This window comes from Amycolatopsis sp. NBC_01488 (assembly GCF_036227105.1).
Taxonomy (GTDB): Bacteria; Actinomycetota; Actinomycetes; order Mycobacteriales; family Pseudonocardiaceae; genus Amycolatopsis.
The window spans coordinates 7361162-7381778 of sequence record NZ_CP109434.1; the positions used below are offsets into that span (position 1 = coordinate 7361162).

Consider the following 20617-nt stretch of genomic DNA (forward strand, 5'->3'; position numbering starts at 1 on the left):
AACGACGGCGGCCGCCAGGATGATCGACAAGGACATGCTCACCGTCGCCCGTGCCCTGCGCGACAAGGGCGTCCCAATGCCGGAGATCGCGAAGAAGCTGACCAGCTCCTCCGGCAAGAAGGCCGGAAAAAACCCGTCGGTCGCCTCGCTCTACCGCGCCCTGGCCGACGCGCCGTGACCGTCGCTACCCTGCAGCTGCGCAAGCCAGGCCCGGCGCAGTCCAACGTGATCTACCACTTCTGCGGCCGGCCACCCGGCACGGGCACGTCCACGCAGCTGGACCCAGCAATCGCCGCGATGACGCCAGCCGACCGGCTGGAGAACATCCTCGGGGAAAGCCGGAGCCGGCCGAGCATCCGATGGACGGGTCGGCCGTGGTGCGTTCTGCCAGTCGCGTCAGGCGGGATCACCCCTGCAAGTTCGGTCCTGTGTCGGAAGATCTTGTCAGCGAACCCGCGCCCGAAGTGGTTGCCAGCCGCGTCCAGGCGGGGCGGCCGCCGCTCGTTCACGCGATCGCCACCACGCACTGGCAGGCGCCGGCTGCGTGGGTGACCCGGACCGGGTCGACCGGCGAAAACTCCCCGTGCTCCTCGCCCTCGAAAGCTATCCTGATGGTCTCCGGCGAAGGCGGGTCCAGCACCGTGCCACGCCGGACTCGACGGCTGCCGTTCGCCGGGTCGGGCTCGCCGAACACCAGCACCCGGTCGCCCTGGGCGAAATGGTCCCAGTATCCGCTCTCAAGGGTGCTCCAGGTGGCCGTGATCGCCTGCTGGGCCACCGTGCACTCCGGCCGGTAGCACCCGAAGAATTCGGCGATGCGCGACTCGGACTTCACGACTCCTCCCGACTCACGGGATCGTGGCCCAGAAGTCCGTCAGGACCGCAGCGCCGCGGGCCGGGTCTTCGGTCATCCACCAGTGGCCCGAACCTTCGAGAACCACCACTCGGGCAGCCGCGCGGCCGGCGGCTCGCCGGCGTTGCTCTTCGGTGCCGACGGCCTGGTCCGCGGTGGCCAGGATCGCCAGCCCCGGCCGCGCCGCCGCGCGCTCCAGGTCCAGCCCGAGCCCGAGCGTGCTCGGATTGGCGGCCGAGCGGTACAGCGCGAGGACCGCTCGGCCCATCGCCGCGTCCTGCCCGGCCGCGACGCGAGCCGCGACGTGCCGGCCCATTCCCCGCTCCGCCAACACTTCCGCACGCTTCTCGGCCGTGCCGCCGAAGCGCGCTGCGACATCGGCTTCGCCGACATCCGGTGTCTGCCACCGGCGGGCGAGCTCGTGCCACCGGTAGCCGGGGTCGTAGATCCCGAGCACGTCGCTGACCCAGCTGCGCACGAGGTCCGGGCGGCTCAGCACCACGTTCACGACGTGGCCGCCACCCCAGTCGTGCCCCATCAGGTCCACCGGCTCGCCCAGCGCCGCCAGTTCCTCGACGAGCCAGTCCCGGTAGTCCGCCTGGGTGGCGCCGAACCCGGCGGGCAGCGGCGCGCCGAACCCGGGCGGTGACAGGCAGACCAGGTCGGACCGGACGGCCGCGAGCTCGGCCAGCAGCGGCTCCCAGACCGCCGCCGTCTCCGGGTTTCCGTGGACGAAGACCGCGGGCATCAGACGGCGAACGGCGTGGTCGGCTGCAGCACCGATTCCACCAGTGCCTCGCTGCGCAGAGGGGCGACCGCCTGGTATTCGGGGTCGCGGATCATGGCGGCGAACGCCTGCCGGTCCGGGTAGCGGACCAGCACCACCATGTCCCAGGCCTGTCCGTCCTCGGCGACCAGCGGCCGCCCGCCGTCGCCCAGGTACTCCACGCTCAGGCCGTAGCGGGCGTTGATCGACCGGCCGAGCGCCGCCGCGTAGCGCTGGTAGCTCTCGCGGCCGCCGTCCGGGCGGAAGCGCAGCAGGTTGAGCATCACCACCGGGCCGCCCGGGTCGTCGGCCACCAGGGCGTCGAGCTCGCGGTCGTCGATTTCGATCATGGGGAACCTCCTGGAGCCGGTACTCGCTACGCCGCCCACCTTACACATACTTGTTGCCCGACACGCAAGTTTGTTTGCTAGACTCCGGTGCATGGCCGCCACCCGCCGCACCCAGCAGGAACGCCGAGACCAGGCCGAAGCCGCGCTGCTGACGGCCGCCGCCGAACTGGTCGTCGAGCAGGGTGTCCGCTCGCTGACGCTGGCGCGGGTCGGGCAACGCGCCGGGTACAGCCGTGGCATCGTCACCCACCATTTCGGCGGCAAGCAGGCGCTGGTCGAACGGCTTGCCCGGGCGACGCAGGCCGGGTTCGTGCCGGGCCTCGACGATCTGCCGCCGGGCCTGGACCGCCTCCTGCGACTGGTCGACGGTTACCTCGGCGAACTCGCCCGCATCGGCGTGTTCAACCAAGCCTTCCTGCTGCTGTGGGCCGAGGCTGCCACGCAACCCGACCTGGCCTCGATCTTCCGCGAACGCGACGACGCCTTCCGCGCCGACCTGCGCGACGACGTCAAGGCCGGCATCGCGGACGGTGTCGTCGACCCCTGCATGCGGCCCGACGACGTCGCGATCGCCATCGTCGGCCAGCTACGCGGAATCGCCCTGCAGCGGCTGCTGGACCCGCGTGGTGTCGACGTCGAGCAGGTGCGCCGCAGCGTCACCGCCTACTGGCGTCGGGCACTCAGCCCGGCGTTCGAGCACGGTGAGAGCGGTGTACTGCAGGGTGGTCAGGCGGACTCCCGGGTCGTGCAGGAAGGATCTTCGGACCCGTCCTGACGGTGCAGCCGTTCGACACCGGGGACGAAGCCGTCGAACTCGCCAACAGCACGCCCTACGGCCTCGCCGCAGGCCTGCAGACCCGCGACGTCGCCCGCGCCCACCGGGCAGCCACGGCCGGCGTGATGACGACCAGGCCCAGGACGACGAAGAACGAAACAGGGCCACGCCGACCAGGACGCGAGGTGCGGTGGCCGGCATGGTCGGATCAAGCCTCACCGGTCCAGTGTGGACAAAGCAGGGCCGTCCGGCCGCCAAGCGAACGAGGCGGCGGCGAAGCAGTCAGACCGTCGACCTCTTCGATCTCGATGCGGCGACCCAGCCGCGTTAGAGCACCTGACCGCCATTTACCGGCCCCGACTTCGGCGGAACCAGGTCTACAGAATCACGAGACACTAGCCGGGAGCACCGGGAGCGTCAGCCACGACCGCCCGTCCACGTGGACCCGGTTGGTGGCCACGACCTTCCGCCGGTCGCCCACTTCCCGGGCGCCGGTGCCGGTGTTGACGTCGAAGCGGGGGAAGTTGCTGGAGCTGACGTCGAGCCGGATGCGGTGGCCCGCGCGGAACAGGTTGGCCGTGTCCGGGGCCTCCACCGTGATGTCGTAGACCTCGCCGGGCACCAACGGCGCCGGTTCGGCGAACGAGTCTCGGTAGCGGCAGCGCAGGATGCCGTCGGTCAGGTTCATCGCGAAACCCTGCGGGTAGTCCTCGCTCGGCGGGTGGACGTCGATCAATTTGACGGTGAAGTCCGTGTCCGCGGCGGTGGACGAGACCGCCAGCCGCACCGTCACCGGGCCCGCGACCGCGACGTCGTGGGTCAGCGGCGGGGTCTGGAACACGAGCACGTCCGGCCGGCTCTCCAGCGGCAGGAACGGCGGCGCCGCCCCGAAGAACCGCTCGTCGGGACGCTGGTGGAACGCGCCGCCGCTCATCACCGGCTCGCCCGAGGTGACCTGGCCGCCGAGCGTCGGGACCGGGTCCGCCGGGTCGAAGTCGTATTCCAGGTATGTTCCCTCCGGCCGCGTGGGGGTGAGGCCGCCGTCGGCACTCAGGTGGAACACCCGCTCCTCGGCCGTTTCCGGCGGCCACGCCGTCGCCGTGCGCCACTGGCCGCCGTGGTCGAGGCGCCCGTCGGCGGTCCGGCGCCCGGACCCGCCGCCCATCAGGAAGTACCGCACCGGCGGCGGGGGCTCGCCGGCGCCGGCGAGGTGGGCGTCGAACCAGCGCAGCCGCATCGTCACGTAGTCGTCGTCGAGGTTGCCGTCGAGCGGCGCCTCGGGGCCGAAGTCGACGTCGCCGGCGTGCCGGACGCTGCGCGCGCCGTGCGTCCACGGCCCCAGCACGAGGTAGGCCGGGCTGTGCTTCTTGCGGCCCAGCTCGCGGAAGTTCTCGGTGGCCGTGCGGATGTACGGGTCGTACCAGCTGGAGATGTGCAGGCTGGGCACGTCCGGGAACCGGTCGTAGAACCCGCGGGCGAAGATGCCGGGCTGGCGCCAGTAGTCGTCGAAGACGCCGTGTTCCCACTGTTCCAGCAGGTAGTCCTCGTAGCCGGGGACGAACCGCAGCGGCGTCGCACCCCGCCGCCACGGCATCCGCGTGAACCACGCCCGCAGGTCCTCGGAGTCCAAAGTGGCCCGCAGCACCGGGTCGGCGCGCACCTCGGTACTGGTGCGGGCGCGGTGGAACGCCCAGGTCACCTGCTTCAGCTCGAACGCGCCGCCCATCCGGGTGCCCGCTTCGTAGGCGCTGGCGAAGCCGCCGGAGTCGAGGAACATCGCGGCCAGGTGCGGCGCGCCCAGTGACGCGAGCGCGGCCTGCGCGTGCGCCGAATAGGAGACGCCCATCGTCGCGACCCGGCCGTCGCACCAGTCCTGCGCGGCGATCCACTCGACCGTGTCGTAGCCGTCTTCGGCCTCGTTGAGGTACTTGGTGAACGTGCCGCCCGAGTCGCCGCGGCCGCGGCAGTCCTGGCGTACCACCAGGTAGCCGCCGTCGACGAACCGCTGCGCGACCGCCTCGGGTGACGGCGGCCCCGCGCCGTCGGACGGACGCGCGAGCCGGCGGCCGTACGGAGTTCGTTCCAACAGCACCGGCCCGGCGGGCGGCTCGGGCCGCGCGGCGTAGAGGTCGGCGACCAGGTTCGTGCCGTCGCGCGCGGGGACGTCGAGCACGAGCCGCCAGCAGTCCCGGCCGAGCCTTTCCCAGCCCATCACAGGCCACCCGCGAACTGCGCCCCGAGCGCGGGCCAGGCGGCGACGAGCTGCGGCAGCGGCGCGGTCGTGAAGTACTTGCGGTACAGCCGTGCGTACGTGCCGTCGGCGACCATCGCGCCGATCTGCTGGTCCAGCGCGGTCAGCAGGGCACCGTGGTCCTTCGGCACGGCCATCGACGTCGGGTGCTCCACCGGCGCCGACGCGGCCTGCCGCAAGGCCGGGTACTGCTTGAGGAACTGCTCGGCGTCGGGACCGCCGACCACGAACGCGTCGAGACTGCCGTTGAGCAGCTGGCTCACCGCGGCGTTGGCGTTGGGGAAGCCGATCGGCAGCGCGCCCGGCATCTTCGCCGACACGAACGGTTCCTGCGTCGATCCGGTGACCACGCCGACCTTGTGCCCGGCGAAGTCGGTCAGCTTCGCCGCGGCGCTCTTCGCCGGCGTGAGAACAGCCGTGGTGCTCCAGAACAGCGGCTTGGTGAAGGAAACACTCTTCTGCCGCTCCTCGGTGACGCCGAGGCCGGCCGCGGCGAGGTCGTACTGGTGGCTCGTCAGGCCGGCGAGCGACGACGTCACCGACGTCGCCTTGTAGTCGACCTTCAGCCCGAGCCGCCTCGCGGCCTCGTCCGTGACGTCGATGACGAACCCGACCGGCTTGCCCGTCGGATCACCGTAGGCGAAGGGCGGCTGGCTGGTCTGGGTGGCGGCGCGGATCGTGCCCGGTTCGAGCAGGCCGTACGGGTCGTCGGCGGACGACGTGCCGCCGCAGCCAGCGAGCATGAGGGCGCCGGCGAGCGCGGCGAAAGCGAGGCGCAGCATGGGAGTGTCCTTTCCGGACGGTCAGAGGACGCGGGCGAGGAAGTCACGCAGCCGCGGGGTTTCCGGGTCGTCGAGGGTGGCGCGGGCCGGGCCGGACTCGGCGACGCGGCCGTCGTCCATGAACACCACGCGGTCGGCCACTTCGCGGGCGAAGCCCGATTTCGTGGGTGACGGCGAGCATCGTCATGCCCGACCCGGCCAGCGAGCGCATCACGTCGAGGACGTCCTTCACGAGTTCGGGGTCGAGCGCGGAGGTCGCCTCGTCGAAGAGCATCACTTCGGGCTCCATCGCGAGCGCGCGGGCGATCGCGACGCGCTGCTGCTGCCCGCCCGAGAGCCGGCCGGGCCGCTGGTGGGCCAGGTGCGCCAGGCCGAGCCGCTCCAGCTGGGTCATCGCCGCGGCGTCGGCGGCGTCCCGGCCGAGGCGCCGGACGTGCCGCAGCGCGGCGGTGACGTTCCGGAGCACGCTCAGGTGCGGGAAGAGGTTGAAGTGCTGGAACACCATGCCGACGCGCGCGCGGAGGGCGTCGACGTCCACGCCGGGGCCGGTGATCGCCGTGCCGGCGACGTGGATCTCCCCGGACGTCGGCTCCTCCAGCAGGTTCAGGCACTTGAGCAACGTCGACTTGCCGGAGCCGGACCGCCCGATCACGCAGACGGTTTCCCCGGCGGCGACGTCGAGGTCGACGTCGCGGAGCACTTCCACGGACCCATAACGCTTGTGCAGGCCGCGCACGGACACCGCGGGCATCACACGGCCGCCTTCGCCGGGACGGCGACCGGCGCCGGCGCCGCGGTGAAGCGGCGTCCTTCGCGCATCCGCCGGTCGAGCCGGTTCACCGCGTACGTGAGGGGAATCGTCAGCAGCAGGTAGCAGAGCCCCGCGGCGACCAGCGCCGACGAGTTGTACGTCGCCGCCTGCCGTTCCTGGGCGATGAAGTACAGCTCCCGCTGGCCGAAGCCGAGTCCGAGCAGGTACACCAGGGCGCTCTCCTTGACGTCGATGATGAACTGGCCGGCCAGTGCGGGCAGGACGTTGCGCACGCCCTGCGGGACGACGACCACGCGCATGGCCGTGAGGTAGGGCATGCCGAGGCTGCGTGCCGCGTGCAGCTGCCCGGCCGGGACGGCCTGGATGCCGGAGCGGAAGATCTCGGCCGAATAGGCCGCGGAGATCAGCGCGATGGCGAGCACGGCGTAGCCGAGCGGTTCGCGGCCGAACGGCCGCAGCCCGGCGGCCGGCAGGCCGACGCCCACCAGGCTGACGGTGACGATCGCGGGCAGCCCGCGGAAGACGTCGACGTAGATCCGGGCGGGCAGCCGGACCAGCCGCCGCCGGGACAGCAGCACCATCGCCAGCAGCACGCCGGCGACGACGCCGAAGACGATCGCCAGCGCGGCGATCAGCAGGGTGTTGCGCAGCCCTTCGGTCAGCAGGGCGGGCAGCACGTCCAGGATCTCGCGGAGATCGAAGAAGGTGCGCAGGAAGTCGTGCATGGCCTGGCCTCTCGTGTCGCGTTCCGGGAAGGCTAGGTCCGTTTCGCCGCCGTGCCGCCGACGTTTACCGCGACCGCGGTAAGGATGGGCCGTACGCTGGGCGCATGTCCGTGGTGCTGACCGTCCAGGGTGCGCGGGCGGCCGACCTCGTCGCCGGGGTGTCGCCGGTGGCCGAGCTGCTCGCGTGCCTGCACTCGATCGCCGAGCCCGAGCACCACTTCGAGGTGCGGCCGTGGCTCACCCGCGTCCGCGCGGACACCTCCGCCGCCCTGCACGGCCGGCTGAAGACCTACGCGCCGCTGTGGGCGCGCCGCCGCTGCCGGCTGCTGCTGCCGTTCGAACTGCCGCTCGGGCAGACCTTCGAGGAGGAACTGCGCCGGATCGAGGCGCTGCCCCTGGACCGCTTCGCTGCGACGGCGGCCGAGGCGATCCACGGCGGCCTGGCCGAAATCGGCGACCTGCTGGGCGACGCGGCGGCGCGGGACGCCTACGTCGTCTCGTGCGAGCGGCGGTCGTTCGGCCGCGGCGAACTGGCCCGGCACCTCGTGTCCGATCCGGAAGCGTTCCGCGCCGACCTGCTGGACGTCCTGCGCGCCTGCGCCGAGGAGTTCTTCGCCGACGAGTGGGCGCGGGTTTCCCACCGCCTCGAAAGCGAATGCGCGACCGTGCGGGCGCGGCTCAGCGCACTGCCGGTGGCCGAGGCGCTGGCGTCGCTGAGCACGAACGCGGCGGTCCGGCACGACCCGGCGTCCGTGGTGTTCGACAAACTGCAGTCCCTGCACGCCGACCTGCGCGGCCGCCGCTGCCTGCTGGTGCCGTCGGTGCACGCGCGGCCGCACCTGATCGTCAAGGTCGACCCGGAGTTCCCGGTGGTCGTGCACTTCCCGGTCGAGGGCGACGGCGCCCGCGACACGCTCGCCCAGGTCCGCCTGCGGCTGGCGATCCTCGCCGACCCGGCCCGGCTGTCGCTGTGCCGCCACCTGGTGAACGAGCCGATCACGACGTCCGACCTGGCGGCGCGGACGGGGATGACGGTCCCGCAGGTCTCCCGCCACCTGGGCCGGCTGCGCGAAGCGGGCCTGCTCGTGTCCCGCCGCGACGGCCGGATGATCCAGCATCGCCTGGACCTGCAGCGGCTGATGCAGCTCGGCGTGGACGTGCTGACCACGATCATGCGGTGACGGCGGTCAGCTCCGCCCCAGGCCCGCGTCCCGCGCCCGGATGATCGCCGCCGCGCGGTCGGCGACCTGGAGCTTGGTCAAGATCGCCGACACGTTGTTCGCCACCGTTTTCGCGGCCAGGCCCAGGCGGCGCCCGATCGCGCCGTTCGGCAGGCCCGCGGCGAGCAGGTCCAGGATCTCGCGCTCGCGGCGGGTCAGCTCCGGGAACGGCTCGCCGGTGGCGGGCGGCGCGGTGAGGAAACTCAGGACCTGTTGCGCCACCGCGGGTCCGAAGATCGCCTCGCCCGCCGCCACGGCCCGGATCGCCCGGGCGATCTCGTCCTGCTCGGCGCCCTTGACCAGGTAGCCGCGGGCGCCGGCGCGCATCGCCGCGAACACCGAGTCGTCGTCGGAAAACATCGTGAGCACGAGGACGGCGACGCCCGGGACCGCGCGGGCGATCTCCTTCGTGGCGGCGATGCCGTCGAGGCCGGGCATCCGCAGATCCAGCACCGCGACGTCCGGCCGGGTCGTGACCACTTCGCGGACCGCCGCGTGCCCGTCCGCGGCGATCCCCGCGACGGTGAAGCCGGGCAGCGAGTTCAGCAGCGCCGCCAGGCCTTCGCGGACGATCGGGTGGTCGTCGGCGATGACGACGCGGATGGCGGTCATGGCGCCCCCAGCGGGAACGAGACCCGGACGCGGCCGCCCTCGGCAGACGGGCCGGCCTCGAACCCGCCGCCGAGCTCGGCGGCGCGCTCGCGCATGGCGTGCAGGCCGACGCCGGGCCGCCACGGGCCGTCCGGCGAACCGTCGTCGGCGATCTCCAGGTCCAGTTCCCGCCCACAACGCAGCCGCAGCACCGCGGTCGACGCGGTGGAGTGCCGGACGACGTTGGTCAGCGCCTCGGTCGCGACGCGGTAGGCCGCGACCTCGACGGCGGCGGGCAGCACCGGGACCTCGCCGGGGACGTCGAGGCGGACGAGCAGCGCGCCGCCGTCGGCCCGCCGCACCAGGTGCTCGACGCGCTGGCGCAGCGCGCCGACCAGGCCGAGGTCGTCGAGCGCGGGCGGGCGCAGGTCCTCGACGAGCCGCCGGATGTCCGCGACGGCCGTGCGGATCTCCCCGCGGAGCGCGCCGAGCAATTCACGGGCGCGCTCGGGGTCGGTGGCGAGCAGGTTGGTGGCGGCGTCGGCGATGAGCGCGACGCCGGTGAGCGCGGGGCCGAGGCCGTCGTGGAGGTCGCGGCGCAGCCGGCGGCGTTCCTCCTCCCGGGCGGCGATGATCCGCTCCCGCGACGCCTGCAGCTGGTCCGAGAGCAGGGTGGCGTGGACGGCGACGGCCAGCGGCGCAGCGACGAGCGCCAGCACGGCGTGGTCGGCGGCACCGAGGCCGCCCTCCCCCGAGCGCGCGCCGATGCGCAGCTCGCCGACCGCCGCGCCGTCGTACTCCAGCGGCACGACCGTCACTTCGTCCGGCACTTCGCCGTCCTCGGCGAGGACGTCCCCGGTCGTCGCGACCGCGGCGTACGGGACGCGCAACGCGGCCCGGATCGCCGTCACGACGCCGGCCAGGCCGGATCCGGCGAGCTGCTCGCCGACCCGGGAGACGACGCGAGCCGGGTCGCCGCGGTCGCCGTAGAGCGCGCGGCCGACCGCGCGCTGCAGCCGCGGGAGAACGGGCGCGACCAGCAGGGCCACCACGATCGTGGCGACCGCGGACCGGCCGAGCTGCGCGGAGACGAACCGGTCCAGCAGGGTGACCAGCACGCCGTACGCCAGCACGACGCCGGCCGACAGCAGCACCCACGCGAGCACGCGCGCCACGACCAGGCGGATGTCGAGCAGGCGGTGCCGCACGATCGCGATGGTCACCGCGACCGGGATGAGCGGGATGGCGAACAGCACCATCACCGGCGTCCCCGCCACGAACGACCACGGCACGACGAACCCGGCCGCGGTGACGGTCGCCAGCAGCAGCCACAGCAGCTGTTGCCGCAGGACGTCGTCACCGCGCCGGTACCGCACCATCAGCGCCGCGACCGCCAGCACCAGGGCGGCGACCGTCCGCGCCTCCGAGATCGTCCACAGTGGACTCAGTGAGTCGTGGCCCGCCAGCGTCAGGTACCCCGGCGGCACGCCGGGGACGGGCGGCTCGGGGCTGGTCCCGAGTTCGAGGACGAACAGCGGTGCAGTCGCGACCAGGGCGAGCACGGCCGGGCGCCAGCGGCGGCTCGGCAGCTTGCCGTCGGGAAAGAGCACCAGCGCCAGCGGCAGGAACAGCCCGATCGACCACGGCCACGACCAGGCGAACACCGTCGCGGCCAGCCGCTGGAGCCCGAGCGGGGCGCCGCCGTCGTGCAGGACCTGCAGGAGCGGGACGGCCGTCGCCGTCGTGGCGTGCCCGAGCCCGTCCGCGAGAAAGAGCCACCCGATCGGGGAGCGCCGGCGGTGCCACCCGATGACCGCCCCGCAGGCCGCGAAGGCGACCCCCATGACCGAGTTCGTCACGACGAAGGCATCGAGGGCCTGCTGCCACGACCACCCGACGGCGATCGTGAGCGCGACGGCGACGCAGGCCTCGGTCACGGCGAGCGCGCCGAGGCCGGCGGCGAGCACCCGGCCGGTCGTCATGCGCCTCAGTGTCCGCCTTCGCGGTCCCGCTGTCCCGGGACCACGTTCCCGGATCGGCCGGGCGTTTTCCCGGGTCCGCGCGGAACGCGGGCTCATGCCGCGGGACCGTGCGGGCCCGCACGGTGGACGGGACCTCAGGAGGTTCGAAATGTCGCGATCAACGCGTGCCGGGCTGCTGGTGCTCGGCTTCCTGTCCGTGGTGGACCTGTTCGTCCCGCTGCTCACCGACGGCGACCACCCGCCGATGGCGGTCGCCGTGGCCGCCGCGCTGCTCGGCGCGGTCAGCCTGGTCCTGGTCGTCGCGGCGTGGCGAGGCGCGCGCCGTGCGGTGCCCGGGCTGCTCGTGCTGCGGGCGCTGTCCGCGCTGAGCGCGGCACCGGCGGCCGTGACGCCCGGCGTGCCCGGCCCGGTGGTCGTCCTGGCGGGCGCCGGGGTGCTGGCGACGATCGCCGGTGCCGTGCTGGTGCTCGTCCCGCGAAGCACGGCGGGTGCGCGATGAGCCGCCCGGAGCGGTGGCTCGCCGCGGCGCTGCTGCCCCTCGGCCCGGCCGCGATCGCGGTGCTCCGGCTGGTGCTGCCGTACGACACGACCGACGACGCCGCGGTCGTCGTCCGCAAGGTGGCCGCGGCCCCGGACACGCAGTCGCTGGTCGTGTGGCTCGGGTTCCTCGGCGTGCTGACGCTGGTCCCGGCGGTCCTGGCGGCCGGCCGGCTGACCCGGCCCGCGGCACCCCGCACGACGGCCGCGGCGATGCTCCTGCTCGTGCCGGCCTACCTGTCGCTCGGCCTGCTCGTGGCCGGGGACGCCGGAGTGCTGTTCGGCGTCAAGGAACACTTGCCCGAACCCGTGGTGGCGCGGCTGTTCGAGGCCGTCCACCCCACGACGGTGGTGGCCGGTGTCGTGTTCGTCGTCGGGCACGTCGCCGGAACGGTGCTGCTCGGGGTGGCGCTGTGGATTTCGGGCGCGGTTCCGCGGTGGGCCGCCGTCTTGACGGCCCTGGCGCAACCCCTGCACTTCGTGGCGGCGGTCGTGCTGGCCAGCCACCCGCTCGACTTCGCGGCGTGGGGTTGCAATGCGGTCGGGTTCGCCGCGGTCGCCGTCGCACTCCTGCGGTTGCCGCGGAACACTTCGGTGGACACCGGTTCGCAGCGGCCGGCGATCGCCGGATCTTCGTCAACGTGAGCCGGCGCGGGCGTGGAGGTGCCCGAGCGCGTCGAGCACGATGGTCCGACTGTGCCAGTCCAGCCAGGGAAGTCAGCTGAGCGGATAGTGGATCATCTCCACCCCGCCGGTGGCGTAGTTCGGCACATCCGCGGCCACCGCCTTGCCCGCTGCGGACCCCAGCGCGGCGGCCATGGCTTCGGCCGACTCGAAATCGGCGTGGAAGACGGCGAAGTACTTGCGTTCCCCGGCGAGCGAGGCCACGTCGAAGGAGTACTGCGACTGCAGGAGACCGGGCAGCTTCGCCGCCAGCGGCAGGTGGGTGCTGACGTAGTAGTCCCGGAAGTGGGCTTCGTCGGCGGGCGGCGGGTAGAGCACGGTGAGCCGGTGCATCGGGTTCCTTTCGGCGGCGGGCGCTCCCAGCGTGACACACCTCTTGCCCTGCTGGGCCACCGGCGACCGCCCCGCCGATCCGGTGAAGTCGCGTGACCTTCGTCGGTGGCGGTTTCGCGTCCGGTCAGGACCGGCGGGGCCGTTGACGTCGTCGCCGGGCCTGCCGTCACGGCGTCCGCAGGGCCAACGAGACGACCGGAACGACCGCTACAGCAGGTTCAGCTCGCGGGCCCGCGCCACGGCCTCGGTGCGGTTGCGGGCCTGCAGGCGGCCGAAGATCTGGTTGAGGTGCCACTTCGTCGTGCCGACGGTGATGAACAGCTTGTCCGCGACCTGCTGGTTGGACATCCCGGTGGCGATCAGCCCGAGGATCCGCCGCTGGGTCTCCGTCAGCGTCTCCACCACCCCGACACCCTCGACGGTCCGCAGCTCCGACCCGCGAGCTGGACCGGCCGGGGCGCCGCGGGAGCGGGAGAGCAGGTCGGTGACGAACTCCGGCGCCGTCGCGCGGACCTCCTTCACCAACGGCACCAGAGCCGGGCCCTCGTCGAGGAACGTCCGGCGGTAGCCGTCGGGCGCGGCGATTTCCACGGCCCGGGCGAGCAGCTCCCGCGCCGGCTCGCCGCGGCGCGCCAGCGCGCTCACGACCAGGATGGCCACGAGACTCCCGTCCCGGCCCTCCGCGCGGGCCCGGTCCTCGATCACGCCCAGCACGTCCAGGGCAGCCGTCGGCGAGCCGCGCGCGATGAGCAGCCGGGCGCGGGTCAGCTGCTCGTAGTCCGAGGACGACGGCTGGTCGCGGGTGATCTCGTCCAGTGCCTGCTCCGCCGCGGTGGGATTGCCGGACCGCAGGTGCAGTTCCGCGATCGTCGCCACGACGAGCCGGGCCCGCCGGTAGTCCTCGGCGGCGTCCGCCTGGCGACGCGCGGCCAGCAAGGCCTCGAAGCCCGCGTCCACCCGCCCGGACGCGTGGTGTAGCCGCGCCAGCGTCCGCAGGCCCAGCAAGGTGTAGGACGTCGTGCCGAGCTGCTCACAGCGGGCGATCCCGTCCACGAGGTGCGTCCGGGCTTCGGCGAGCTCGTCGCGTTCGTAGAGCAGCGTGCCCAGCGGCACCTCGGCCAGACCGGCCATCGGGGCGCCGCCGTGGGCACGCAGCGCGTCACGGCACAGCAGGATCGCCTCCCGCAGCCGCCCCTGGACGTACAGCAGCGGCGCGAGGTAGCCGGTGGCTTCGAGCGCGCTCAGCGGGTTCGCGCTCCGCTGCCCCAGCCGGACCGCCTGGCGCAGCACCTCGATCGCGCCGCGCCGGTCACCGGTGAGCCGCCGCGCCTGCCCGAGCACGCCCAGCGCGGCGGCGCGGAAGAACGACGTGCTGTCGCCGAGCAGGTCGAGGGCGGCGGTCGCGAGCCCGGCGGCGTCGGCGGGACGGCCGTGCGTCAGGGCCAGGTACGCCTGGAACGTGCGGAGCATCGCGCGGTCGAGCACGGGCGCGTCCGGTCCCATGCCCGCGTCGGCGATCGCCGCGTACGCCTCGGCCTCGTCGGCGTGACCCGCGAGGTAGAGCAGCCAGCCCTTGAATCCCGCGAGGTCGGGGTGGGCCCGCACCTCGTCCTCGGGCAGCCGGTTCAGCCACGACAGCAACGTCGCCAGCTCGCCGCGGCGCACCTGGTCCTCGGCCTGCTCACGCACGGTCGCGACGGCCAGGCCGAGTTCGTGCCCGGGAACCGCGTGGCGGATCGTCTCGGCGGGCATCCCCTGCGCCGAGAACCACCGCGCCGCCCGCGCGTGACACTCCACCGCGACCTCCGGGGCGAGTTCGCCGCGCAGGTAGTCGGCGAACAGACCGTGGTAGCGGTGCCACTGCCCGGCGTCGTCGACCGGGGTGAGGAACAGGTTGGCGCGTTCGAGGTCGCGGATCACCCGGCCGCTGTCCGAACGGCCGGTGACGGCGTCGCACAACGCCGGCGTCAGCGTCTCGAGCACGCTCGTGCGGAGCAGGAACTCGCGGACTTCGGCGGGCTGGCGGCCCACGACCTCCTCGGCGAGGTAGTCCAGCACGTACCGATTACCCGGCCGCAGCCGCACCGACGGCGCCGCCGCCGTGCCGTCGCGCAGGCCGATGCCGAGCAGCTGCAGGGCCGCCGCCCAGCCCTCGGCCCGGCGGTTCAGCTCGCCGACGGTGGCCACGTCGACCTCCCGCCCGGCGACGGCGGTGAGCAGCCCGGCGGCCTCGTCCGGGGTGAACCGCAGCTGCGTGGCGCCGACCTCGGCCAGCAGCCCCCGCCCACGCCAGCGCGCCAGCGGGAGGTCGGGTTCGGTGCGGCCGAGCAGCACCAGGTGCACCCCCGGCGGGCAGTGCTCGACGAGGAAGGTCAGGGCGTCCAGGTTCTCCGGCTCGGCGAGCACGTCGACGTCGTCGAGCACCAGCACGCGTTCGGCGCCGACGAGTTCGTTGACCAGTTCGGTCATCACCGCCGGGGTCGAGGCCGTGCCGGAGTCCAGCAAGGTCCGGCTCGCGGCGAGCGCGGTGACGAGGTGCTCGAGGAAGCGGCCGGGGACGTCGTCGTCCTCGTCGAGGGTCAGCCAGGCGGCGCGCCCGGCGAAGTCCCGTAGCCAGGCGCTCACCAGGGTCGTCTTGCCGAACCCGGCGGGCGCGGTGACCAGGGTGACGGGGTGGGCAGGAATGACGTCGAGCAGGCGCAGCAGCCGCGTCCGCATGACCGTGCCCGGGCGGTCCGGCGGGATGAGCAGCTTCGTCGCCACCACCTGCATGACCCCGACCCTAACTTTGGACAGGGCCGCCGACCAGCGCGGAAACCTAGCGTCATCCACATGGACACCACGGACTTCTACGCACTGGCCGACGACCTCCCGGACGAGGACCGCGACCTGCTGACCCGGTTGCGCGGGTTCCTCGACTCCGAGCTCGCGCCCGTCGCGAACTGGCACTGGGCCCGCGAGCGCTTCCCGCACCACCTCGTCGAGCCGCTGGGCAAGCTCGACGTCGGCGGCTTGTCGTACACCGGCTACGGCCTGCCCGGCCGCACCAGCCTGCTCGACGGCTTCGTCACCCTCGACCTCGCCCGCACCGACCCGTCGTTCGCCACGTTCTTCGGCGTGCACACCGGCCTCGCCATGGGGTCGATCTACCTGTGCGGCTCCGAGGAGCAGAAGGCGAAGTGGCTCCCGCCGATGCACCGCTTCGAGAAGATCGGCGCGTTCGGCCTGACCGAACCGGACGTCGGCTCGGCCGCCTCCCGCGGTCTCAAGACCACCGCGCGCCGCGAAGGCGACGAATGGGTCTTGACCGGCGAGAAGAAGTGGATCGGCAACGCGACCTTCGCCGACGTGGTCGTCATCTGGGCCAAGGACGTCGAAGACGGCCAGGTCAAGGGCTTCCTCCTGGAGCGGGGCACGCCGGGGTTCACGCCCACCAAGATCGAGGGCAAGATCGCGCTGCGGAGCGTGCAGAACGCGCACATCCGGCTCGAGGACTGCCGCGTGCCGGAGGCGAACCGGCTGCGGCACGCGAACACCTTCGCCGACACCGCCGCGGTGCTGCGGATGACGCGCACGTCCGTCGCCTGGCAGGCCGTCGGCTGCTCCATCGGCGCCTACCAGCGGGCCCTGGCCTACGCCAAGGAGCGCGAGCAGTTCGGCCGTCCGATCGGCGGGTTCCAGCTCGTGCAGGACCTGCTGGTGAAGATGCTCGGCAACATCACCGCGTCGCTCTGCCTGGTCGCGCAGCTGTCCCGGCTGCAGGACGCGCAGAAGATGACCGAGGAACAGGCGTCGCTCGCGAAAGCCTTCTGTACCACCAAGATGCGCGAGACCGTCGGCATGGCCCGGGAGCTCATGGGCGGCAACGGCATCCTGCTCGAGTTCGACGTCGGCCGGTTCGTCGCCGACGCCGAGGCCATCCACTCCTACGAGGGCACTCGCGAAATGAACACCCTCATCGTCGGCCGGGCCCTCACCGGCCTGTCCGCCTTCGTCTGATCCGGAAGGAGCACCATGTCCACCCCCGAGACGGCCGCCGAAGCGATCGGCGGACCCAACCCGATCGTCGGCTTCCGCCGCAAGGACCTGCTCGACTCGCTGCGCACCGTCGCCGCCGAGGCCGTCAAGCACCCGAAGCACACCACGGCGAGCCTGCGCCACCTGGCCAGGACCGCGGTCGCCGCCGCCCGCGGTCGCGGCGAGCTGGTGCCCGCCGCCAAGGACCGCCGGTTCCGCGACTCCGCCTGGACGCAGAACTTCCTGTACCGCCGGCTGCTCGGTGTCTACCTCGCCGCCGACGCCGAGCTGGACACCTGGCTCGGCGGCACCGAACTGTCCGAAGTGGACCGTGAGCGCGCGAGGTTCGTGCTCTCGCTGGCGCTCGACGCGCTGTCGCCGAGCAACCTGCCGCTCAACCCCGCCGCGGTCAAGCAGTTCATCGACACCGGCGGCGGGAGCGCGGTCGAGGGCGTGCGGCACTTCGCCGGCGACGTCCGGCACAACGGCGGGTTTCCCAGTCAGGTCGACGCCGGGGAGTTCACCCTCGGCGAGAACCTCGCCACCACCGAGGGGGCCGTGGTGTTCCGCAACGAAGTCCTCGAACTGATCCAGTACACCCCGCGCACCGAACAAGTGCACGCACGACCGCTGGTGATCGCCCCGCCGCAGATCAACAAGTTCTACGTCTTCGACCTCTCGCCGGAGAAGAGCCTCGTGCGCTACGCGCTGGACCACGGCTTCCAGGTGTTCGTGGTCAGCTGGCGCAACCCGACCGCCGAGCAGCGCGACTGGGAGCTCGTCACCTACCTCACCGCGCTGGAGGAGGCGATCGACGCGGCGTGCGCGATCACCGGCAGCCCGGACGTCAACCTGGGTGGCGCGTGCTCCGGCGGCATCACGTCGGTGTCGCTGGCCGCGTACCTCGCCGCGCGCGGCAAGCCGGTGATCCACGCGCTCACGCTGTTCGTGAGCGTCTTCGACATGGCCGAGGACAAGACGCTGCTCGGCGTGTTCGCGAGCGAAGAGACGCTGGCCGCCGCCAAGCGGAACTCGCACGTGCGCGGCGTGCTCGACGGCCGTGAGCTGGCGCGGGTGTTCAACCTGCTGCGCCCCAACGACCTCATCTGGTCGTACTGGGTGAACAACTACCTGCTCGGCAAGCGCCCGCCCGCGTTCGACGTCCTGTACTGGAACAACGACACCACCCGGCTGCCCGCCGCGTTCCACGGCCAGCTGATCGACATCTACCGCGACAACTCCCTGGCCCACCCCGGCGAGGTGGTCGTCGACGGCACCCCGCTGGACCTGGGCAAGATCACCGCCGACGCCTTCGTGATGGCCGGGACCACCGACCACATCACGCCGTGGGACGCCTGCTACCGCTCGGCCCGGCGGCTCGGCGGCGACGTCGAGTTCACCCTCAGCAGCTCCGGGCACATCCAGAGCATCCTGAACCCGCCCGGCAACCCGAAGTCGAGCTACTACACCAACCCGGAACACGCCGAGACAGCGAAGGCGTGGAAGGACGGCGCGGCCAAGGTCGCCGGGAGCTGGTGGCCGCGGTGGGTCGAGTGGCTCGGCGAGCGCTCCGGCGAGCAGGTGGCGGCACCGTCCACTGTGGGCAATGACCAGTACGCCCCGATCGAGGCTGCGCCCGGCAGCTACGTGCGCGCATGACCGGCACACGCCGGGTCGGCGGCGTCAGCCTTCGCGTCGACGTCAGCCCCGGTGAGGGCACGCCGTTGCTGCTGTGCAACGGGATCGGGGCGAACCTCGAACTGCTCCAGCCCCTCGTCGACGACCTGGCCGCCCGGCCGGGACGGCGTGTCCCGGTGATCCGGTTCGACATGCCGGGCACCGGCGGCTCGCCGGTCACCCGGCTCCCGCGGCGGATGCCCGGGCTGGCCCGGATGCTCGCCGAGCTCGTCACCGGCCTCGGCTACGACGAGGTGGACGTCCTGGGCATTTCGTGGGGCGGCGCGCTGGCCCAGGAGTTCGCGCGCCGCAACCCGCGGCTGTGCCGCCGGGTCGTGCTGTGCGCGACCAGCATGGGCATGGTGATGGTCCCCGCCAAGCCCTCGGTGCTGCTCACGCTGGCCAGTCCACTGCGCTACTTCGGGCCGGCTCACCTGCGGGAGACCGGCTCGCGGATCTACGGCGGCGGCTTCGGCGACAACACCGGTGTCGCCGCGCGCTTCGCCGCGGCCACGCGGGCTCCGAACGCGATCGGTTACTACTGGCAGATCCTCGCCGGCGCCGGCTGGACCAGCGCGCACTACCTGTGCCGGCTGCGCCAGCGCGTCCTGCTGATCGCCGGGGACGACGACCCGATCATCCCGGCCGTCAACGCCCGCCTGATGGCGAAGCTGCTGCGCCACGGCACCGTCCACGTCGTCCGCGGCGGCGGCCACCTGGCCCTGCTGACCCACGCGGCCGAGCTCGTCCCCCTCATCCACGACTTCGTCACCGAAGGAGAACCGCCATGCTCAACCTCGCCATGATGCTCGAAGAGAGCGCGGCCACCCGGCCCGGCCGTGACGCACTCGTCGTGGACGGCGCCCGGCTGACGTACGCCGAAGTGGACGCTGCCGCGAACCAGGTCGCGAACCTGCTCGCCGCGCGCGGCATCGGCCGCGGGGACACCGTCGCGCTCGCGTCGGTCAACATCCCGGCGTTCCCGATCGTCTACTACGGAATCCTCAAGGCGGGCGCGGCCGTCGTCCCGTTCAACGTCCTGCTCAAGGGCCGCGAGATCGCCTACCACCTCGGCGACTCCGGTGCGAAGGCGTTCTTCTGCTTCGCGGGCGGCCCCGGGCTCCCCCTCGGCGAAGAGGGCCGCGCCGGGTTCGACGCGACGCCCGGCTGCGAGCACTTCTTCCTGATCGACGAGTCCTTCACCGACCTCCTGGACGGCTGGCCGACGACGTTCGAGACCGTCGCCACCGAGCCGGCCGACACCGCGGTCGTGCTCTACACCAGCGGAACGACCGGCACGCCGAAGGGCGCCGAACTCACCCACGCCAACATGGTGCTCAACGCCCTGACCTGCCACCGGGTGTTCGGCACGGTTGAGCACGACGTCCACCTGGTGACGCTCCCCCTGTTCCACTCGTTCGGCCAGAGCGTCCAGCTCAACGCCGGGTTCGCCGCCGGCGCCACGCTGGTGCTGCTGCCCCGCTTCGACCCCCGCACCGCCCTGGAGCTGATGCAGCGCGAGGGCGTGACGTTCTTCGCCGGCGTGCCGACGATGTACTGGGGCCTCGTCGGCGCCGACCCGGCGGACTTCGACCTCGACGCCGTCACCGGCACGCTGCGGATCGCCGTCTCCGGCGGCGCCGCGCTCCCCGTGGAGATCCTCGAGCAGGTGCACAAGATCTACGGCGTCCGGATCCGGGAAGGCTACGGACTGTCCGAAACCAGCCCGGTGGCGACGTTCAACCACCCCGGCCGCGTCGCGAAACCCGGGTCCATCGGCCAGCCGGTCTGGGGCGTGGAACTCAAGCTGATCGACAAGGACGGCAACGAAGTCCCCGACGGCGAAGCCGGCGAAATTGCCATCCGCGGCCACAACGTGATGAAGGGCTACCTCGGCCGCCCCGACGCCACGGCCCAGGCGATCCGCGACGGCTGGTTCCGCACCGGCGACATCGGCACCCGCGACAGCGACGGCTACTACTTCATCGTGGACCGCGCCAAGGACATGATCGTGCGCGGTGGCTTCAACGTCTACCCGCGCGAACTCGAGGAAGTGATCATGACCCACCCGGCGGTGAGCCTGGTCGCGGTGGTCGGCGTGCCGCACCCCAGCCACGGCGAGGAGGTCAAGGCGTTCGTCATCCGCAAGCCGGACGCCACGCTCACCGAAGCCGATCTGGTGGCGTGGTGCAAACAGAACATGGCCGGCTACAAGTACCCGCGCGTCGTCGAATTCCGCGACGAGTTCCCGATGACGTCCACCGGCAAGGTCCTCAAACGCGAACTGCGCTGAGCCGGGGTG

19 protein-coding genes and 2 pseudogenes are annotated in these 20617 nt (G+C 72.6%); 10 read left to right on the forward strand and 11 right to left on the reverse strand.

Going from position 1 to position 20617, the window contains the following annotated elements; genetic code table 11:
* Positions 1–19 precede the first annotated feature (19 nt).
* Positions 20–178, forward strand: coding sequence for a hypothetical protein (locus OG738_RS34645; RefSeq protein ID WP_329047363.1), 159 nt, complete (start codon positions 20–22; stop codon positions 176–178).
* A gap of 327 nt (positions 179–505) precedes the next feature.
* Here OG738_RS34645 and OG738_RS34650 read toward each other — a convergent pair whose 3' ends face one another.
* From OG738_RS34650 to OG738_RS34660, 3 genes are read right to left on the reverse strand one after another with little or no spacing between them, the layout of a single operon-like run.
* The gene (locus OG738_RS34650; RefSeq protein ID WP_329047364.1) at positions 506–835 is read right to left on the reverse strand and encodes a hypothetical protein; all 330 of its coding nucleotides are present in this window, start codon (positions 833–835) and stop codon (positions 506–508) included.
* 13 nt (positions 836–848) lie between these two features.
* On the reverse strand, positions 849–1601 hold the full coding sequence (locus OG738_RS34655) for an alpha/beta fold hydrolase (protein ID WP_329047365.1): 753 nt from the start codon (positions 1599–1601) through the stop codon (positions 849–851).
* Positions 1601–1969 (reverse strand): DUF1330 domain-containing protein, encoded by a 369-nt coding sequence (locus OG738_RS34660; protein WP_329047366.1) that lies wholly within the window; start codon positions 1967–1969, stop codon positions 1601–1603. Before OG738_RS34660 ends, OG738_RS34655 begins: the two co-directional genes overlap by 1 nt.
* A gap of 91 nt (positions 1970–2060) precedes the next feature.
* Here OG738_RS34660 and OG738_RS34665 point away from each other — a divergent pair, with 91 nt between their 5' ends.
* Both OG738_RS34665 and OG738_RS44790 read left to right on the forward strand, forming a co-directional pair.
* Positions 2061–2744, forward strand: coding sequence for a TetR/AcrR family transcriptional regulator (locus OG738_RS34665; RefSeq protein ID WP_329047367.1), 684 nt, complete (start codon positions 2061–2063; stop codon positions 2742–2744).
* 2 nt (positions 2745–2746) lie between these two features.
* Positions 2747–2800: pseudogene (locus tag OG738_RS44790) on the forward strand (hypothetical protein); the annotation flags it as partial.
* A gap of 329 nt (positions 2801–3129) precedes the next feature.
* Here OG738_RS44790 and OG738_RS34675 read toward each other — a convergent pair.
* From OG738_RS34675 to OG738_RS34690, 4 genes and pseudogenes are all read right to left on the reverse strand, one after another.
* Positions 3130–4956 (reverse strand): CocE/NonD family hydrolase, encoded by a 1827-nt coding sequence (locus OG738_RS34675; RefSeq protein WP_329047368.1) that lies wholly within the window; start codon positions 4954–4956, stop codon positions 3130–3132.
* Positions 4956–5777: an ABC transporter substrate-binding protein gene (locus tag OG738_RS34680; RefSeq protein WP_329047369.1), complete on the reverse strand. Its 822-nt coding sequence runs from the start codon at positions 5775–5777 to the stop codon at positions 4956–4958. Before OG738_RS34680 ends, OG738_RS34675 begins: the two co-directional genes overlap by 1 nt.
* A 21-nt stretch (positions 5778–5798) precedes the next feature.
* Positions 5799–6528, reverse strand: a pseudogene (locus tag OG738_RS34685) (amino acid ABC transporter ATP-binding protein).
* Positions 6528–7274: an amino acid ABC transporter permease gene (locus OG738_RS34690; protein ID WP_329047370.1), complete on the reverse strand. Its 747-nt coding sequence runs from the start codon at positions 7272–7274 to the stop codon at positions 6528–6530. The pseudogene OG738_RS34685 and the gene OG738_RS34690 overlap by 1 nt, the downstream one beginning before the upstream one ends.
* A gap of 104 nt (positions 7275–7378) precedes the next feature.
* On the opposite strand from OG738_RS34690, the gene OG738_RS34695 reads away from it, so the two are divergent.
* Positions 7379–8455, forward strand: a complete 1077-nt coding sequence (locus tag OG738_RS34695; RefSeq protein ID WP_329047371.1) for a DUF5937 family protein — start codon at positions 7379–7381, stop codon at positions 8453–8455.
* A 6-nt stretch (positions 8456–8461) separates the two neighbouring features.
* Here OG738_RS34695 and OG738_RS34700 read toward each other — a convergent pair whose 3' ends face one another.
* Entirely contained in the window at positions 8462–9106 is a 645-nt protein-coding gene (locus OG738_RS34700; RefSeq protein ID WP_329047372.1) for a response regulator transcription factor, read from the reverse strand.
* The gene (locus OG738_RS34705) at positions 9103–11067 is read right to left on the reverse strand and encodes a sensor histidine kinase (RefSeq protein WP_329047373.1); all 1965 of its coding nucleotides are present in this window, start codon (positions 11065–11067) and stop codon (positions 9103–9105) included. Before OG738_RS34705 ends, OG738_RS34700 begins: the two co-directional genes overlap by 4 nt.
* Positions 11068–11215: 148 nt before the next feature.
* Between OG738_RS34705 and OG738_RS34710 the strand changes: the two genes are divergently transcribed.
* Together OG738_RS34710 and OG738_RS34715 are read left to right on the forward strand one after the other, a co-directional pair.
* On the forward strand, positions 11216–11566 hold the full coding sequence (locus tag OG738_RS34710) for a hypothetical protein (protein WP_329047374.1): 351 nt from the start codon (positions 11216–11218) through the stop codon (positions 11564–11566).
* Positions 11563–12249 (forward strand): hypothetical protein, encoded by a 687-nt coding sequence (locus tag OG738_RS34715; RefSeq protein WP_329047375.1) that lies wholly within the window; start codon positions 11563–11565, stop codon positions 12247–12249. Before OG738_RS34710 ends, OG738_RS34715 begins: the two co-directional genes overlap by 4 nt.
* Before the next feature lie 72 nt (positions 12250–12321).
* Here the strand turns inward: OG738_RS34715 and OG738_RS34720 are convergent, their stop codons facing one another.
* The gene (locus OG738_RS34720) at positions 12322–12621 is read right to left on the reverse strand and encodes an EthD family reductase (protein WP_329047376.1); all 300 of its coding nucleotides are present in this window, start codon (positions 12619–12621) and stop codon (positions 12322–12324) included.
* Between the two features lie 207 nt (positions 12622–12828).
* Positions 12829–15393: a LuxR C-terminal-related transcriptional regulator gene (locus OG738_RS34725; RefSeq protein WP_329047377.1), complete on the reverse strand. Its 2565-nt coding sequence runs from the start codon at positions 15391–15393 to the stop codon at positions 12829–12831.
* Positions 15394–15453: 60 nt separating this feature from the next.
* Here OG738_RS34725 and OG738_RS34730 point away from each other — a divergent pair, with 60 nt between their 5' ends.
* Genes OG738_RS34730 through OG738_RS34745 form a run of 4 tightly spaced genes read left to right on the forward strand, consistent with a single transcriptional unit; the run spans position 15454 to position 20608 of the window.
* The gene (locus OG738_RS34730; RefSeq protein WP_329047378.1) at positions 15454–16620 is read left to right on the forward strand and encodes an acyl-CoA dehydrogenase family protein; all 1167 of its coding nucleotides are present in this window, start codon (positions 15454–15456) and stop codon (positions 16618–16620) included.
* Between the two features lie 15 nt (positions 16621–16635).
* Positions 16636–18297, forward strand: coding sequence for an alpha/beta fold hydrolase (locus OG738_RS34735; protein WP_329047379.1), 1662 nt, complete (start codon positions 16636–16638; stop codon positions 18295–18297).
* Entirely contained in the window at positions 18294–19121 is an 828-nt protein-coding gene (gene phaZ / locus OG738_RS34740; protein ID WP_329047380.1) for a poly(3-hydroxyalkanoate) depolymerase, read from the forward strand. Before OG738_RS34735 ends, phaZ begins: the two co-directional genes overlap by 4 nt.
* Positions 19103–20608 (forward strand): long-chain-fatty-acid--CoA ligase, encoded by a 1506-nt coding sequence (locus OG738_RS34745; RefSeq protein ID WP_329047381.1) that lies wholly within the window; start codon positions 19103–19105, stop codon positions 20606–20608. The genes phaZ and OG738_RS34745 overlap by 19 nt, the downstream gene beginning before the upstream one ends.
* Positions 20609–20617 lie beyond the last annotated feature (9 nt).